Annotated in this window: 13 protein-coding genes and 1 tRNA gene; 10 read left to right on the top strand and 4 right to left on the bottom strand. The window is 62.8% G+C overall.

Features of this window, described 5'->3' with window-relative positions:
- Nucleotides 1-4: 4 nt before the first annotated feature.
- Nucleotides 5-214 (top strand): DUF2093 domain-containing protein, encoded by a 210-nt coding sequence (locus ABD704_RS11200; RefSeq protein WP_344699770.1) that lies wholly within the window; start codon nucleotides 5-7, stop codon nucleotides 212-214.
- Here the strand turns inward: ABD704_RS11200 and ABD704_RS11205 are convergent.
- Complete coding sequence (locus tag ABD704_RS11205) at nucleotides 211-735, bottom strand: hypothetical protein (protein ID WP_344699771.1); 525 nt, start codon at nucleotides 733-735, stop codon at nucleotides 211-213. The two genes, ABD704_RS11200 and ABD704_RS11205, sit on opposite strands and share 4 nt — an antisense overlap.
- 231 nt (nucleotides 736-966) lie before the next feature.
- Here ABD704_RS11205 and ABD704_RS11210 point away from each other — a divergent pair, with 231 nt between their 5' ends.
- The 6 genes from ABD704_RS11210 to ABD704_RS11235 all read left to right on the top strand — a co-directional run bounded on the left by ABD704_RS11210 (nucleotide 967) and on the right by ABD704_RS11235 (nucleotide 8,656).
- The gene (locus ABD704_RS11210; protein ID WP_344699772.1) at nucleotides 967-4,251 is read left to right on the top strand and encodes a TonB-dependent receptor domain-containing protein; all 3,285 of its coding nucleotides are present in this window, start codon (nucleotides 967-969) and stop codon (nucleotides 4,249-4,251) included.
- A gap of 87 nt (nucleotides 4,252-4,338) precedes the next feature.
- Nucleotides 4,339-5,283 (top strand): 2OG-Fe(II) oxygenase, encoded by a 945-nt coding sequence (locus tag ABD704_RS11215; RefSeq protein WP_344699773.1) that lies wholly within the window; start codon nucleotides 4,339-4,341, stop codon nucleotides 5,281-5,283.
- 53 nt (nucleotides 5,284-5,336) lie between these two features.
- Nucleotides 5,337-6,488 carry an aspartyl/asparaginyl beta-hydroxylase domain-containing protein gene (locus tag ABD704_RS11220; RefSeq protein WP_344699774.1) on the top strand — a complete coding sequence of 384 codons (1,152 nt, stop codon included), beginning with the start codon at nucleotides 5,337-5,339 and terminating at the stop codon, nucleotides 6,486-6,488.
- Entirely contained in the window at nucleotides 6,485-7,984 is a 1,500-nt protein-coding gene (locus tag ABD704_RS11225) for a 2OG-Fe(II) oxygenase family protein (RefSeq protein WP_344699775.1), read from the top strand. The genes ABD704_RS11220 and ABD704_RS11225 overlap by 4 nt, the downstream gene beginning before the upstream one ends.
- 68 nt (nucleotides 7,985-8,052) lie before the next feature.
- Nucleotides 8,053-8,331 carry a hypothetical protein gene (locus tag ABD704_RS11230; RefSeq protein WP_344699776.1) on the top strand — a complete coding sequence of 93 codons (279 nt, stop codon included), beginning with the start codon at nucleotides 8,053-8,055 and terminating at the stop codon, nucleotides 8,329-8,331.
- Nucleotides 8,332-8,371: 40 nt separating this feature from the next.
- Complete coding sequence (locus tag ABD704_RS11235) at nucleotides 8,372-8,656, top strand: hypothetical protein (protein ID WP_344699777.1); 285 nt, start codon at nucleotides 8,372-8,374, stop codon at nucleotides 8,654-8,656.
- Here the strand turns inward: ABD704_RS11235 and ABD704_RS11240 are convergent.
- The 3 genes from ABD704_RS11240 to ABD704_RS11250 form a co-directional block, all read right to left on the bottom strand.
- Nucleotides 8,653-10,095: a tetratricopeptide repeat-containing sulfotransferase family protein gene (locus ABD704_RS11240; RefSeq protein WP_344699778.1), complete on the bottom strand. Its 1,443-nt coding sequence runs from the start codon at nucleotides 10,093-10,095 to the stop codon at nucleotides 8,653-8,655. The two genes, ABD704_RS11235 and ABD704_RS11240, sit on opposite strands and share 4 nt — an antisense overlap.
- A gap of 40 nt (nucleotides 10,096-10,135) precedes the next feature.
- Nucleotides 10,136-12,736: an ATP-dependent chaperone ClpB gene (clpB, locus tag ABD704_RS11245; protein WP_344699779.1), complete on the bottom strand. Its 2,601-nt coding sequence runs from the start codon at nucleotides 12,734-12,736 to the stop codon at nucleotides 10,136-10,138.
- Between the two features lie 69 nt (nucleotides 12,737-12,805).
- On the bottom strand, nucleotides 12,806-13,570 hold the full coding sequence (locus ABD704_RS11250; RefSeq protein WP_344699780.1) for a D-Ala-D-Ala carboxypeptidase family metallohydrolase: 765 nt from the start codon (nucleotides 13,568-13,570) through the stop codon (nucleotides 12,806-12,808).
- Between the two features lie 65 nt (nucleotides 13,571-13,635).
- Here ABD704_RS11250 and ABD704_RS11255 point away from each other — a divergent pair, with 65 nt between their 5' ends.
- The 3 genes from ABD704_RS11255 (at nucleotide 13,636) to ABD704_RS11265 (ending at nucleotide 15,477) form a co-directional block, all read left to right on the top strand.
- The gene (locus ABD704_RS11255; RefSeq protein ID WP_344699781.1) at nucleotides 13,636-13,953 is read left to right on the top strand and encodes a polyhydroxyalkanoic acid system family protein; all 318 of its coding nucleotides are present in this window, start codon (nucleotides 13,636-13,638) and stop codon (nucleotides 13,951-13,953) included.
- Nucleotides 13,954-14,000: 47 nt separating this feature from the next.
- Entirely contained in the window at nucleotides 14,001-15,311 is a 1,311-nt protein-coding gene (locus tag ABD704_RS11260) for an FAD-dependent oxidoreductase (RefSeq protein WP_344699782.1), read from the top strand.
- Nucleotides 15,312-15,400: 89 nt separating this feature from the next.
- Nucleotides 15,401-15,477, top strand: a tRNA-Pro gene (locus ABD704_RS11265).
- Nucleotides 15,478-15,551: the final 74 nt, after the last annotated feature.

Consider the following 15,551-nt stretch of genomic DNA (forward strand, 5'->3'; position numbering starts at 1 on the left):
ACAAATGCTGATGAGCGGAAGCGGCAAGGCCGCACGCGTCCATTACCTGCCCGGCACCTTCCGTCTTCTGACCGACGGAGATCATGTCGTCTGCGCCGTTACGGGTGAGCGGATCCTGCTGCACGAGCTCAAATATTGGAGCGTCGAGCGGCAGGAGCCATATCTCGATGCAGAAGCAAGCCTGAAGGCCGAGCAAGCCGCCGCGCAGCGTTAGCCGACGCGCTTCACCCGGATGCCGGGCTGACTCCCGACCCGCAGGAAGAAGGCGCCAAACGAACCGCGGTGCACGACGACCTTGTCGCCCTTTTCGGGCGGCAACCCCAACTGCGAATCATCCTGTTGCGCCCAGGTCGAACCGTCTGCGAGCGTGACTATCAAAGCGCCGTATGGGTCTTTTTGGACGCGAGTCACGGTGCTTGCGATTTCCTTGATCTCGTCGCCGCCACCACCGAAGAGTCCGCCGAAATCGGGGATCGAAAATCCGAAGAGGCTGCGCTTGGCTGCAGTCGCGCGCTGCTTGTCGATGACCACCACCTCCTTCTTTGCGATCGCTTGGTTCAGAACGTCGGTCTGACGGTCGAAGCAGGCGAGGCGCTGAGCGGAATCGGCGATCGCGCGGCAGGCGATAAGCTGTTGGATGGTCTGCGGCGTGCCTGTGTTCGGGATCGGACGCGCCTCTGCGGCTGCCGCGAATGAAACACCGATCAAGCCCACAACCATGAGTGAATTTCGCATTGGTCCCATCCCCGTAACTGCGTCCGTCCACGCTATTATGCTGGGCTGTTTCGCCGCAATCCAGCGCTGTTGCAAAATTGATACAGAGCCGGGACAACTTGTGCCGCTGGTGCCTCAAGGCGTTGCCAGCGTCTCGTTGGTTCACTTATCACGGCAGGTAGTTCGGCAAACTCGATTTTGCCGTTCCACGGCAGTCGTGCTGCGGCGCGACTAGTGAAGGGGAAGATTTTTATGAAGCTCGATTTCCGTCAGCGGCTGCTCACGACCACGCTTCTGGTCGGCGCCAGCATGATCGCGTCGCCTGCCTTTGCGCAGGACGCTCCGCCGGCAACGCCCAGCCCGCCCGACAACAGCGCAACTCCGACGGCGCCCGAGACCACGACTCCCGTCGAAGGTCAGACGGTTGTTCCGTCGACGTCCGCCACCGGCGAGAACGTCAAGGGTTCGCAAGACATTGTCATCACCGGCACGCGCATCCCGCAGCCGAACCTGACTTCGGCCAGCCCGGTCACCGTGCTGTCAAGCCAGGAGGTGAAGCTCCAGGGCACGACCCGTACCGAGGATCTCATCAACTCGCTGCCGCAGTCGTTCGCGTCGCAGGGTTCGAACATTTCGAACGGCTCGACGGGTACCGCGACGGTCAACCTTCGTGGTCTCGGCTCGGTCCGCACCCTCGTGCTGGTCAACGGCCGCCGTCTGCAGCCGGGTGACCCGCGTCAGGGTTCGGTCGCCGACATCAACTTCATCCCGTCCTCGCTCGTGAAGCGTGTCGACGTTCTGACCGGCGGTGCTTCGTCGGTGTACGGCGCGGACGCCGTTTCGGGCGTCGTCAACTTCATCATGGACACCAACTACCGCGGCCTGAAGATCGACGCCCAGGCTTCGACCTTCATGCACAACAACGACGCGTCGGATCGGATTCTGAACGCGGACGTTGCTCGCGGCTATCGTCCGCCGCACGGCATGAACATCAACGGCGGTGCGCAGGACGTTTCGGCTGTCTTCGGCGCCGGCTTCGACGACAATCGCGGCAGCATCCTTGCTTACGCGACCTATCGCAGCCAGGATCCGGTTCTTCAGGCGACCCGCGACTATTCGTTCTGCTCGCTCGCAGCGCGCACGGCGAAGCAGGGCGGTCTCGGCAGCGGCACGCCGCCCCGTGACTTCAACTGCGGCGGTTCGGCGACTTCGGCGACCGGTACGTTCTTCACGAACGTCGGCACGTTCCAGACCCAAGGTAACCAGTTCGTTCCGGGTTCTACCCCGTTCAACTTCGGCCCGTACAACTTCTATCAGCGTCCGGACGAGCGCTACACGCTGGGTGCGTTCGCTGAGTATGAAATCAGCCCGGGTGCAAAGCCTTACCTCGAAGCGATGTTCATGGACGATACGTCCAATGCGCAGATCGCTCCGTCGGGTGACTTCTTCAACACCACGACCCTGAACTGCGATAATGGCGCTTTGTCAGCTCAGCAGCTGAGCGTCATTTGCGGCGCGGCTGTTTACAATCCGGCTGACGCAACGAACTTCACTGGGAATTATCTCAGCACGTTCGGCAATCTCGTTGGTCAGGGTGCCATCTTTGGGAAGGACCCCGATGGCTCTGGGCCGCTGAAGCGTCCATTGCTCGGCTTCGGCGTAGTTGGCGGCGTCGCGCCGGCGACGCAGTTCACCGACCTCAATGGCAATACCTACAATCAGGGTATCGCTTACATTGGTCGCCGTAACGTTGAAGGTGGCGGTCGTCAGGACCACCTCAATCACACCGCGTATCGCATCGTGGCCGGTGTACGTGGTGACCTTCTGCGTGGCCTGTCCTACGATGCCTACTATCAGTATGGCACCACCAAGCTGGAACAGGTTTACCTGAACGACTTCTCGGTCACCCGTCTGCGGCGAGCGCTTGATATTGTCGCGGTCGACTCGACGGGCGCGGTTGTCGCTCCGGGTACGGCTGGTGCAACTGCGGTTTGTCGTTCGGTCACCACGGGTGAAGATCCGAACTGCGTTCCGTACAACATCTTCGCTACCGGTGGCGTGACCCCGGCCGCGCTTGCTTACTTGCAGACCCCCGGCTTCCAGACCGGTCAGGTCAAGGAGCAGATTGCTAACGCCAACTTCACGTTCGAAGGTGGCGAGTACGGGCTTCAGACGCCTTGGTCTGATCGGGGCATCGGCATCAACGTCGGTGGCGAGTATCGTAAGGAATCGCTGTCGACGTCGGTCGACACCGAATTCCAGACGGGCGATCTTGCTGGTCAAGGCGGCGCGACGCTCCCGGTCTCGGGTTCGTTCGACGTCCGTGAGCTCTTCACCGAAGTGCAGGTTCCGATCATCGAGCATTCGTTCATCGAAGAATTCTCGATCACCGGTGGCTATCGTTATTCCGACTATAAGGTCGCGGGTAATCACTTCAGCACGGACACCTACAAGATCTCGGCAGAACTCGCTCCGGTTCGCGATATTCGCCTCCGCGCGAGCTACAACCGGGCGGTTCGTGCGCCGAATGTCGTCGAGTTGTTCGCGACGCAGAACGTGGCTCTTGGCGGAACCGTCGATCCGTGCGCCGGCGCTGCCCCAACCGCTACGGCGGCTCAGTGCGCCAACACTGGTGTGACTGCCGCGCAATACGGCACAATCACTGCGAACCCGGCGAATCAGTATAATGCGTTGTTTGGTGGGAACACCGAGCTCTCGCCGGAGAAGGCGGACAGCTACACGGCGGGTCTCGTTATCCAGCCGCGCTGGATCCCCGGCCTGGCGTTCACGGTTGATTACTTCAACATCAAGATCAAGAACCTGATCAGCACGATTCCGTACCAGACGGTTATCAATAACTGTCTGACGACGGGTAACGCGCTGACCTGTGCTCTCATCCATCGCGCACCCGGAAACGGATCGCTTTGGCTTTCTCCGAACGGCTACGTTGACCAGCGGACTATCAACGTCGGTGGCGAGAGCACCAAGGGCTTCGATCTTAACGGTTCCTATGCCCATAAGTTTGGCGGCCTAGGCACGATGAACGTCAGCTACGTCGGCACCATTCTGCGGAAGCTTGACTTCGATACTGGGATCAATCCTGGGACCGGTGGTCAGGATGGCGTGTTCGACTGCGCTGGTCTCTTCGGAAACACGTGCGGCACGCCCAATCCGAAGTATCGTCACAAACTGCGTCTCGGCTTCACGTTGCCGAATGGTCTGGGTCTTTCGGGCCAGTGGCGGTATTTCTCAAAGGTCGACGACGACGTGCTGAGCAACGATGCCGATCTTAGCGGTGCGGCGCCTGCGCCCGCAGACGCCAAGATCCCGTCGCAGAGCTACTTCGACCTCGCCCTCACGGCCCGGATCGGGGATCGCTATAACTTCCGCCTTGGCGCGAACAACATCCTCGACAAGGACCCGCCGATCGTCGGTGGCGAAGTCGCGAATGCTCCGTTCGGGAACGGCAATACCTATCCGCAGGTCTATGATGCCTTGGGTCGGTACATCTTTGCCGGCGTGACGATCGACTTCTAAGTCAATCGTTCGTTTTAAAAGGGGAGCGGCGGGTCTCGAAAGAGGCCCGCCGTTTTCTTTTGTGCCGGTCGCAGTACAGTCGTCCGGATGAGCGATCCCTTCACGCAAGCCATGGAACTGCTGCTGGGCGACCGGCCTGGCCGTGAGGAGATCGAAGAAGCGGGCCGCCTGTTCGAGCGTGCGTCTGCCGAAGGTAATTCCGAAGCTAGCGAGCGCTGTGCCATGTTCGAGGCATTCGGCATGGCTCGACCGCAAAGCTGGACGCGCGCGCTTGACATGCTTGCGCTGGCGGCCTCGCAAGGTTCCCGATGCGCGCAGGATCAGTTGCTGCTTTTCAACGACAATGAAGTCGATCCCAATCCGGTCGAGGAGACTGACTGGGTCTCGCTTCGTGCCGGCATCGACATTGATGCTCGGATGCAACCGGGAGAGAAGGTTGCGCTGTCCGAGGTCCCTCGGGTGCGCACCATCAAACGGTTTGCAACCGCGCCGGAATGCCGTTTCCTTATCGGTCTGGCGAGCGAGCGTTTGGTTCCCGCGACTGTGTTCAGCGATGCTGACGGTGAGCAGACGCATCACCAGGCGCGCGACAATAGCTATCTCGTGATGCGCATCGGGGAGATGAACGTGCTCACCGAAGTTATCCGACACCGCATTTCCGTGGCGACGAAGCTTCCGGTGCCCCTATTCGAGCCGTCTCAGCTGTTGCACTATGCCGTCGGAGAGCGGTTCAAGCCGCACCATGACTTCCTCGATCCGGCGAACGAGGCCTATCGGGACACGTTGTCGCGTTTCGGTCAGCGCATCGCGACCTTCCTCATCTACCTGAACGATGCATATTCGGGCGGCGAAACCAGCTTCCCTGCAATCGGCCTGAACTTCCGCGCGGAAACTGGCGATGCCTTGTTCTTTGCTAACGTCACGCGCGAAGGGGCGCCCGATCCACGCACGCTCCACGCCGGCCGCCCGCCGCTTTCCGGCGAGAAATGGGTTTTCTCCCAATGGATCCGCGATCGATTCCCAGCCGCCTAGTCGTTCGCTAGACATTCTTTGCATTTCGCCTGCGCCTCGGCATGATGAGAGCAATGGTTCAGATGCAGACACTTGAGCAGCAGGCCGACTCGGCCGCGTCAGCGGGGGATTTCAATGCTGCCAGAGCGTTGCTCGAGCAGGCCGCAGCCGCAGGTCCGAGCTCGGTCGCGCTGTGGACCAAACTATCCGCCATGTGCAAGATTTCCGGCGACCTTCAGGCCGCGCTAGGGGCAATCGATCGGGCCTTGGCTCTCGCGCCTCTGGACTTCTCTGCCTTGCTGGCGCGTGCCGTCATCCTCGACAACCTCGGCGATCCCAATGCCGGTGAAGAATACGGCAACGCGCTCGCGCAAATCCATCCGGACGAAGAGATACCGGGGCCGTGGCAGGCGGCCGTCGCCCACGCCCGCAAGCGCCGTGACGACTGGCGGCTCAAGCTGGGCGGGCGCCTGGCGAGCGGCCTTCCATCCGACTTGTCGCCCGCCGAGCGAGTGCGCGCCGAACGCTTCATCACCAACCGCACGCGCAACACGCGCCATCATCACCAGGAACCGTCCGATTTCCATTTTCCGGGCCTGCCGGAAATAGAGTTCTACGACCGCGATATGTTCCCGGCGCTGCCGATCCTCGAGCAGGCAGTGGGCGATATCCGCGCGGAGTTCGATGCGCTGATCGCGGCCGAAGCTGCCGAGATGGTGCCTTACATTCAGTATCCGGACCGCGTGCCGATGCGGCAATGGAAAGAGCTCAACCACAATCCCAAGTGGACGGCGATCCATTTGCTTCAGAACGGCCGCCGGATTGAGCAGAATGCGAGACATTGCCCGCGCACGCTCGAGGCAATCTCTCACATGGATCAGCCGGAGGTGCCTGGCGCGTCGCCTAACGCGATGTTTTCTATGCTGGCACCGCGCACCCGCATCCCGCCGCACACGGGCGTTGCAAACACGCGCCTCGTTTGCCACCTGCCGCTCATCGTGCCGGGTAATTGCGGTTTCCGGGTCGGCGACACGACGCGCGAGTGGAACGTTGGCGAGGCGTTCGTCTTCGACGACACGATCGAGCATGAGGCGTGGAACGACAGTGACGAGCTTCGCGTCGTCCTGATCATCGATCTCTGGGCGCCCGCGCTCAGCAGCGGAGATCGCCGCACTGTCGCGGCAGTCATCGGCAATAGTGGCGCAACTTTCGCAGGTAGCGCATGACCGTCGTCACCGCCAGAACCGTCGATCCAGCAGAGGTTCTTGACCGGGCGATTAAGTCGCTGAAGATGCTTGATACGCCGCTCCCGCTTGAAGATGTCGATCGCGCTTTGAAGCTTGTGCCAAGCGATGCCCGCCTGTGGCACGTCAAAGGCCTTATCCACCGCGAACAGGAGCGCCGCGACCTTGCCATTCCGGCACTTAAACGTGCGACCGAGCTGGCGCCCTCCGAGCCGCTAATCGCCCACGGCTATGCGCGGACGCTGCTGGAGGCAGGGCTGCCGAGCGTTGACGCATTTGGCCGTGCACTGAAGCTGGCCCCGAACAATCCGGATGTGACCAGGGGTCTTGTCGCGTCCCTTTCTGCCATCGGCAGGTCGGCGGAAGCCCTTGCGGGACTTGAGACCGTCCTAAGGCGCTCCCCGCTATGGACAGAGGGTCACGTTCTGCTCGCAAACCTACGCTGGGCCGAGGGTGAGCGCGAAGGCTTCACGCGCAGCTTCGAGGAAGCACTTGCCCAACATCCGAACAGCCTCGAACTTAGGCGAGAGCAGCTCGCCGCCCTCCTCGAGGCCGAGCATTTCGAAGAGGTTTTCTCTCGCGTTGCCGAGGGTCGCCGGATGTTCGGCGATCATATCCTTTTCAGCTCCCACGAGGTCGCGGCGCTTTCGGAAAGCGGCAATATCGCCGAAGCTGACCCGCTCTTCAGCCAGCTCGCCGAGCTGAACTTTTCGAACATCGACATGTGGCGCGTCCGGCATCTCATCCGGGCCGGTCGGCCAGACGAGGCCAGCTCGGTGATCGATCGGTGGCTGGGATCGTCCGACGAAGACCTGTTCTGGGCGTATGCCGCGACCGCCTGGCGCATGACCGGCGATTCGCGATCCGACTGGCTGGAGGGAGACCAAAGGTTCGTTGGGGTCTACGACATTACGGACAAGCTCCCGGCAATGGACCGGCTCGCCGATACGCTTCGCCGACTGCATGTGTCGAAAAGCCAGTTCTTCGGCCAGTCGGTCCGCGGCGGAACGCAGACTGACGGCCACTTATTCCAGCGGATAGAGCCAGAGATCGTTGCTCTCCGCGATGCTGTCCGCTCTGTCGTCGCCGAACACGCCGCACAGCTGCCCGCAGTTGATCCCCGTCATCCCCTTCTCCGTTGGCGACCGAAGCAGGTCGATTTCAACGGTGCATGGTCGGTCAGGCTGGTCGGTGGAGGCAACCATGCAAATCATGTTCATCCGATGGGCTGGCTAAGCTCGGCATTTTACGTCGTGCTGCCGGACGATTTCGGGAAAGATAAGGCAGGTTGGCTCACCTTGGGAGAACCGCAGGCCCAACTTGGTGTCGGTGTTCAGCCCCACCGCTTCATCGAGCCCAAGCCCGGGACTTTGGCCCTCTTTCCTTCGTGGATGTGGCACGGGACCCGGAAATTCGATGAAGGCGAGCGCATAACCGTTGCGTTTGACGTCGCTGCGGGGCGCGCGCCAGGTTCCTGAAATCGCGCGAGATTGCGTGAAACCGCAATCCATGATGGAATATGTCCCTGAACTGACGGAGTCGTCGGATGACCCGCAAGCTTATGATGATGCTCGCTATAGTCGCCACGCCGGCGACCGCGCAGGTGACATCGTTGGAGGCGGCCAATCAGCTGCCAAAGACCGGCAATCCCGATCGCATTGTCTGCGAGCGGCAAGAGACGACCGGAACGCGTCTCGGCGCGCGCAACGTATGCCTGACTGTTGCCCAGTGGGCGGAGAAGAAGCGCGAGCATCGCGAGACGGTGGAATCGATCCAGCATTTCGGGACGTCCGTTGGGTGCCAGGAAGGGCAGAGCTGCCCCTGAGCTGACGCTCGATCGAAGTTTTTATGATTAGGAGTAAGTGATGGTTCGAACAGCAATTTTCTTGGCCCTTGCGTCGGTCGTTGCAACGCCGGCCGCGGCCCAGATCACGTTTGACGATAGCACGCAGCCCGCGCAGGGGACCAACGCCAAGTCCAAGGATCCGAATAGGGTCATCTGCGAGCGGCAGGAAGAAATGGGTAGCCGGCTCGGCGGCAAGAAGGTCTGCAAAACCGCCGCGGAGTGGCAACTAGAGCGGGAGGTGCAGCGCCGTGTTCTCGAGGACACGCAGCGCCAGGCTACGTCGACCGGCGCGCCGGCCGGCTAATCACCCTCGTTCAGCGCTTTGAGCGCGCGGATCTGGAAGAGGTGCTTTTCGTAGTTGCGCCAACGACCGGATGAACGGCCGTGGAGCGGTTGGCGCACCTGCCACACGCTGGCGGTCTTCACCGGCGCGCTTGTCTGATGGAAGTCGAGCAATTGGTCTTCCCAATCAATACCGAGGAAATCGAGCACCGATCTGACCGCCGCCTCGGGTGCGCGGACGAGAACATCATAATCCACGTCGAGAATGTCGCTGGGATATAATGCCTTCCAGTGCGCCATCAGCCGCCGGTACTGGCCGAGCCAATGTGCCGCATCGTCCAGGTCGAGCGCGTAGCTCATCGCCGGATCGAGGTGCAGGAAGTAGAGCGAGAGAAGATTGTCGAGCGGCGCCCGGCGGGTGTGCAGGATCTTCGCTGCCGGGAAGAGGGTCTTGATCAAACCGATGTGCAGGAAGTTGTCCGGCCGCTTGTCGGTGACGAGCTGCTCAGCTGACAGCCGCACCGGGAGGGCGGCGAGATAAGTTTCTCTCCAGCGTTCAACCACTCCTGTTCCGGCATTGGCCACCCCATTGGGATAGTCGGGGATCTGCGCCGCGAGCGCCGGAACCAGGTCCAGTTCGCCAGCCGCGGCCACCTTTCGATGCGAGCCGAGGATTTGCTCGAGGAGCGTCGAGCCGGATCGGAACATGCCGCAGATGAAGACCGGGGCTGGAGATTCATCGGCGGCAACCGGCGATGGAAACGCGGCAATGGATCGATCGATGAAGCGCTCCACGGCCTCGCGATTGTACTGCGCGCCAGTGGCAGCGCGGCTCGCCGCATTGGCTGCGGATGCAGCATCGAATGCCTCGTCATACTCGCCGGCGGCGTCGAGCATGCCCGCCAGCGCAAAGCCCAGGTCGGCCCGCTCCACGGGCGCCGACGCGTGCGCAAGCGCCTCGCGCAATCGCTGCGCCAAGTCATGGTCAAGGCCAGATGCAAGCGACAAGCCGCCCAGTCTCGCCAGCGCCAACGAATCCCGAGGATCGACTTCCAGCGCGCGCTGATACGTATCCCGCGCTCCTGCCCGGTCGCCGAGGTCTTCCATCAAGTTGCCGAGATTCAGGAGCGCCGGAGCATATCGCGGGTTTGCCGCCAGCGCTGCATCGAGTTCTCGCTTGGCTGCATCCGGCTGCTGCAGATGATCCGCCAGGATGACAGCCCGGTTCAAGTGAACTTCCTCAGGCCCGTCGATCTTCAGCGCGAGCGCCCGATCATAAGACGCCAACGCATCGTCGAACGCGCGCGCCTGCTTTTGAAGCCAGCCGAGATTGTACCACGCCGCCGGCAGCGCCGAGTTGATGGCCAGCACGCGCTTGTACGCGTCGATGGCTTCGCCCACGCGGCCCGCCTGGCGCAGCTGGGATGCGCGCTGCAACAGGTCCTGCCAGCTTTCCGCCATGGCGGCACCCTTAGCTAGGGATGCCGCCGCACGTCGAGGCTCAGGCGGCTGCCCGCTGTTCGCTGACCGGGGTCAGCACCAGCCCACCGTCGCCCTCGTCGGCGCGTACGGTCGAACCGTCAGCGATCTCGCCAGCCAAGATTTTATCGGCGAGCGGGTCCTGAAGATACTTTTGCACCGCGCGTTTCAGCGGCCTTGCGCCATAGACCGGATCGTAGCCGACGCGGCCCAGCCACGCGCGCGCAGCGTCGGTCAACTCCAGCGTGATCTTGCGATCCTCAAGCAGCTTGCGCAGCCGCGCGACCTGGATGTCGACGATCGGGCCCATGTGTCCCGCGCTCAGGCGGTGGAACAGGATGACCTCGTCGAGGCGGTTCAAGAACTCCGGCCGGAAATGGGCGCGGACGACTTCCATCACTTGCGGCTCGACCTTTTCGACCGGCTCGTCCTCGCCCAGCGCCGCCAGATATTGCGAGCCGAGGTTCGAGGTCAGGATGATGATCGTGTTGGTGAAGTCGACCGTGCGGCCCTGGCCGTCGGTCAGCCGTCCGTCGTCGAGCACCTGCAGCAGCACATTGAACACGTCGCCGTGCGCCTTCTCGACCTCGTCGAACAGAACGACCTGATAGGGCCGGCGCCGCACCGCTTCGGTCAGCACGCCACCTTCTTCATAACCGACATAGCCGGGAGGGGCGCCGATCAGCCGCGCGACCGCGTGCTTCTCCATGAATTCGCTCATGTCGATGCGGACCATCGCGCTGGAATCGTCGAACAGGAATTCAGCGAGGGCCTTGGTCAGCTCGGTCTTGCCGACGCCGGTGGGGCCGAGGAACAGGAACGAGCCGAGTGGCCGGTTGGGGTCTTGCAGTCCCGCGCGGGCGCGGCGAACGGCGGCGGAGACGGCTTTCACCGCATCTTCCTGACCGATAACGCGGGCGCCGATCAGCGACTCCATCTGGAGCAGCTTCTCGCGCTCTCCCTCAATCATCCGCTCGACCGGGATTCCGGTCCAGCGGCTGACCACGCCTGCGATATCCTGGTCGGTGACTTCCTCGCGCAGCATGGCACCCTTCGACTCGACCTGCGCATCGGCTAGCTGCTTCTCCAGCGCCGGAATGCTTCCGTATTGAAGCTCGCCGGCCTTTGCGAGATCGCCGTTGCGCTGCGCCTGCTCTAGCTCAAGCCGCGCGGCATCCAACTGCTCCTTGATCTTTGCTTCGCCGGCGATCTTTTCCTTTTCCGCCTGCCAGCGCGTGGTCAGCTCGGACGACTGCTGCTCGAGGTTCGCAAGCTCCTCCTCGAGCTTGGCGAGCCGGTCCTGCGACGCTTTGTCTTGCTCCTTCTTCAGCGCCTCGCGCTCGATCTTGAGCTGGATGATGCGCCGGTCGAGATTCTCGATCTCCTCCGGCTTGGATTCCACCTCCATGCGGATCCGGCTCGCGGCCTCGTCCATCAGGTCGATTGCCTTGTCGGGCAGGAAACGGTCGGTGATGTAGCGGTTGCTCAGAGTCGCTGCCGCGACGATCGCCGCGTCGGTGATCCGCACGCCGTGGTGAAGCTCGTACTTTTCCTTCAGCCCGCGCAGGATCGAGATGGTGTCGGGCACCGTCGGCTCGCCAACGAACACAGGCTGGAAGCGCCGCTCAAGCGCCGCGTCCTTCTCGATATACTTGCGATACTCGTCGAGCGTCGTGGCGCCGATACAGTGGAGTTCGCCACGGGCCAGCGCGGGCTTCAGCAGGTTGCCCGCGTCCATCGCGCCTTCGGCCTTCCCGGCTCCGACCAGCGTGTGCATTTCGTCGATGAAGAGGATGATGTCGCCTTCGGCCTGACGAACTTCGTCGAGCACGCCCTTTAGGCGCTCTTCGAACTCGCCGCGATATTTCGCGCCGGCAATTAGCGCGCCCATGTCGAGCGAAAGCAGGCGCTTGTCCTTGATGCCGTCGGGCACGTCGCCATTGGCGATGCGCAGCGCGAGGCCCTCAGCGATAGCGGTTTTGCCGACGCCCGGCTCGCCGATCAAAACCGGATTGTTCTTGGTCCGGCGCGCGAGCACCTGGATCGTGCGGCGGATTTCTTCGTCGCGGCCGATGACGGGGTCGAGCTTGCCGGCCCGCGCTGCCTCGGTGAGGTCTCGGGCAAATTTCTTCAGCGCGTCGTAGCGATCCTCGGACCCCTGCGTGTCCGCTGTCCGCCCCCCGCGCAGCTTGTCGATCGCGGCGTTGAGGTTCTGCGGTGTCAGGCCTGCCTTAGCCAGCGCGCCGCCAACGTCGGTATTTTTGGCCAGCGCCATCGCCAGCAGGATGCGCTCAACCGTAACGTAGCTGTCGCCGGCCTTCTTCGCGATCTGCTCGGCCTGGTCGAGTATCCGGATGGTGTCGCCGTCGAGCGCAGGCGCCTGCGTCGCGCCGCTACCAGTGACGGCCGGAACTTTGGCGACGAGGGCGTCCGCCTCGCGCTTGGCCGCCTTGCCGTCGCCACCCGCCGCGTCGATCAGCCCGGCCGCCATTCCCTGCTCGTCGTCGAGCAAGGCCTTGAGCAGGTGCGCGGGCGCAATGCGCTGATGATGCTCCCGAACGGCAATGGTCTGCGCGGCCTGGAGGAATCCGCGCGCGCGATCGGTGAGCTTTTCGAAATCCATGTTCTGCCTACCCCTTGTCTGTTGGGGCCGATATGGTGTTGCAGTAAAGCAACACAAGGCCCGCAGAAGTCAAGATTTGGGTGGTTGCTGAAGGGCGGGCGCCGGAGGCGGAGCAAGCGGGTCCGCGGGTGGCGGCACGCCGTTCGGAAAAGCGGCGGTGACCGGATCCTTGGCGTGCACCATTTCGAAGCTGCGTGCGCAAGCTATCGACCCATCGTCCTTCTGTCCCCAGGTCCGGAACTTACGCGAGTCCACGTGGAAGCGAAGACCGACATAGAAGCCGAGGCCGACGCCATAGGGCTGGCCATTGGTTGCGTGGACCGCGCACAGCTTGCTGATCAGCATGTCGCGCGTGATCGGGTTGAGCGGGACCATGTCCACCGCCTGCATGAAGCGATGCGCGCTCTCCTGCGCCCCGCCGGCGCACTTGTTCAGCATCGGGCTGCGATAGACCGACACCGGCTCGACCGGTCCGACGGCTGGAATGACTTTGTCGCGGACGTAGCGGAGCGTCTGGACGATGTTCGGCCAGTCTTCGGAGGGCGGGACCTCGAACGCCGCGGTGCCGCACTTCTGCCAGTCGCTCGCCGTGCGCAGGAGCTGCCAGGTCGGGACGATGCCCGAGACTCCGTATGTCGCCAGATAATTGTTGAACGCCTTTACGTAGGTCGCGTGCGCGGGCGAGGCCAGAAACCAGTTGCGATAGCCCGCCTCGTCCTGCCCGATTGTGATGTATGGCTCGGTCGGCGCCCACGGCATACCCGGCACCCAGGTTGGCGGCTGCGCCCCGGCGACGGAGGCTGCGGCGAGAAGCAATAGGGCGAACTGGCGCATAGCAGCAGGATAGTCGCCTTGGCGCGCTTGAAAAGCGCTGAACGGACGCCCACTGTATTATATCTATGTCACAGCCAATCGAAGTCGACCTTCCGCACAGCCTCGGCAAGGACGAGGCGCGCCGCAGGATCGCGAACAACGTCCACCGCCTGACCGACCATATTCCGGGCGGCGCGCACGTCGAATCCGGTTGGACAGGCGACCAGCTCAATCTTCGCATTCAGGCGCTGGGCGATTCCATCCAGTCGACCATCGACGTTCAGGAGACGAAGGTGGTTGTGAAGGTGCTGCTTCCCGGCATGCTCGGCATGTTCTCGGGCGTGATCGCGGGCGCGTTGCAGAAGAAGGGCAACGTACTTCTCGAGGATCACACCAAGGGCTGACGCGTCCCCGCCTTTGCCGCTAAGCACGCTCCATAAAGGAGGAGCGGATGCGGCATTTCGCGATTGTCGGGTCGGGACCGGCGGGCTTCTACACCGCCGAGGCGCTCGAAAAGGCGTACGGCGACAAGGCGCGCATCGACATCCTCGACCGCTATCCCGTTCCCTATGGCCTAATCCGCTTCGGCGTCGCGCCCGACCACCAATCTCTCAAGGCGGTGTCGAAGCGCTACGACAAGGTCGTCGACAGCGCCGGCGTCGACTTCATTGGCAATGTGACCATCGGTCGCGACGTCTCCGTTGCTGAGTTGCTAGACCTTTATGACGCGGTGATCCTCGCCACCGGCGCGCCGCACGACCGCAAGCTCGGCATTCCTGGCGAGGAACTGCCTGGCGTCTTCGGCTCGGCCGAGTTCGTCGGCTGGTACAACGGCCATCCGGATTTCGCCGACCTCGATCCGCCGCTGAACGGTGCGCATGCCGCCGTCATCGGCAATGGCAATGTCGCGCTCGACTGCGCGCGCATCCTGTCGAAGACACGCGGCGAGTTCGAAGGTTCGGACATCGTTGGGCACGCACTCGACGCGCTCGACCGCTCTGGCATCCGTACCATCACCATCCTCGGGCGCCGCGGACCTCACCAGATCGCCATGACGCCGAAGGAGCTGGGGGAACTCGGCCACCTCGCCCAGGCCGCGCCCGATGTTGACCCAGCGGACTTCCCGCCGCTCGAAGCTGACGACGCGCTCGAACCCGGCCATCGCAAGTCGATCACCCTACTACGGGGCTTCGCGGCATCGCCGCCTGACGGTTCGAAGCCAAAGCGCATGGTCTTCGACTTCTTCGCCAAACCGGTCGCCATCGAGGGCTACGGAAAGGCCGAGAAGATTATCGTCGAGCGCACCCAGCTAGACGAAAGCGGCGCTGCGCTCGGCACGGGTGAGACCTACGAAGTGCCCGCGTCTCTCATCATCAGCGCCATCGGCTACTCTACGCCGCCGATCGAAGGCGTCGCCTACGACGAGCGCGGCGGCAAGTTCCAGAACGAGCAAGGTCGCATCGGTGATCGCCTTTACGCAGTCGGCTGGGCCCGGCGGGGCCCCACCGGCACGATCGGCACCAACCGCCCCGACGGTTACGAGGTCGCCGACCAGATCGCTGCAGCGATGCCCGCCGGAAGCTCCCAGGATCGACAAGGTGCTAATGGCCTTAAGGCAATTCTCGCGAGCCGAGGCGTGATGGCGACGGACTATGATGACTGGCGCAAGATCGAGGACACAGAAACCTCGAACGCCCGTCCCGGCAGCCCTCGCGAGAAGTTCGTACGGGTCGAACATTGGCTGCAGACGCTGGGCCGCTGATTGCGGTTGCGCTCTGCGGAGCCCGCCTCTATCTAGCCGCAGCCTTGGCTCCCGTCCGCGACCCTCAGTCGTAACGTGCGGGTTCCGGTCGGGGAGTAGCTCAGCCTGGTAGAGCACTGTCTTCGGGAGGCAGGGGCCGGAGGTTCGAATCCTCTCTCCCCGACCACTTTTCTGGCGCGCGCGGCCTGACGCCGCCCGCCTTCGTGCTGAGGATAATCTTAACCACGAACGCATAATCAG

The organism is Sphingomonas limnosediminicola (assembly GCF_039537965.1).
GTDB lineage: Bacteria > Pseudomonadota > Alphaproteobacteria > Sphingomonadales > Sphingomonadaceae > Sphingomicrobium > Sphingomicrobium limnosediminicola.

What these genes read in the sequence shown, in the direction of transcription:
- ABD704_RS11200 (WP_344699770.1), top strand. Translation starts at nt 5, where the DNA reads ATGCTGATGAGCGGAAGCGGCAAGGCCGCACGCGTCCATTACCTGCCC.
- ABD704_RS11205 (WP_344699771.1), bottom strand. Translation starts at nt 735, where the DNA reads ATGCGAAATTCACTCATGGTTGTGGGCTTGATCGGTGTTTCATTCGCG.
- ABD704_RS11210 (WP_344699772.1), top strand. Translation starts at nt 967, where the DNA reads ATGAAGCTCGATTTCCGTCAGCGGCTGCTCACGACCACGCTTCTGGTC.
- ABD704_RS11215 (WP_344699773.1), top strand. Translation starts at nt 4,339, where the DNA reads ATGAGCGATCCCTTCACGCAAGCCATGGAACTGCTGCTGGGCGACCGG.
- ABD704_RS11220 (WP_344699774.1), top strand. Translation starts at nt 5,337, where the DNA reads ATGGTTCAGATGCAGACACTTGAGCAGCAGGCCGACTCGGCCGCGTCA.
- ABD704_RS11225 (WP_344699775.1), top strand. Translation starts at nt 6,485, where the DNA reads ATGACCGTCGTCACCGCCAGAACCGTCGATCCAGCAGAGGTTCTTGAC.
- ABD704_RS11230 (WP_344699776.1), top strand. Translation starts at nt 8,053, where the DNA reads ATGACCCGCAAGCTTATGATGATGCTCGCTATAGTCGCCACGCCGGCG.
- ABD704_RS11235 (WP_344699777.1), top strand. Translation starts at nt 8,372, where the DNA reads ATGGTTCGAACAGCAATTTTCTTGGCCCTTGCGTCGGTCGTTGCAACG.
- ABD704_RS11240 (WP_344699778.1), bottom strand. Translation starts at nt 10,095, where the DNA reads ATGGCGGAAAGCTGGCAGGACCTGTTGCAGCGCGCATCCCAGCTGCGC.
- clpB (WP_344699779.1), bottom strand. Translation starts at nt 12,736, where the DNA reads ATGGATTTCGAAAAGCTCACCGATCGCGCGCGCGGATTCCTCCAGGCC.
- ABD704_RS11250 (WP_344699780.1), bottom strand. Translation starts at nt 13,570, where the DNA reads ATGCGCCAGTTCGCCCTATTGCTTCTCGCCGCAGCCTCCGTCGCCGGG.
- ABD704_RS11255 (WP_344699781.1), top strand. Translation starts at nt 13,636, where the DNA reads ATGTCACAGCCAATCGAAGTCGACCTTCCGCACAGCCTCGGCAAGGAC.
- ABD704_RS11260 (WP_344699782.1), top strand. Translation starts at nt 14,001, where the DNA reads ATGCGGCATTTCGCGATTGTCGGGTCGGGACCGGCGGGCTTCTACACC.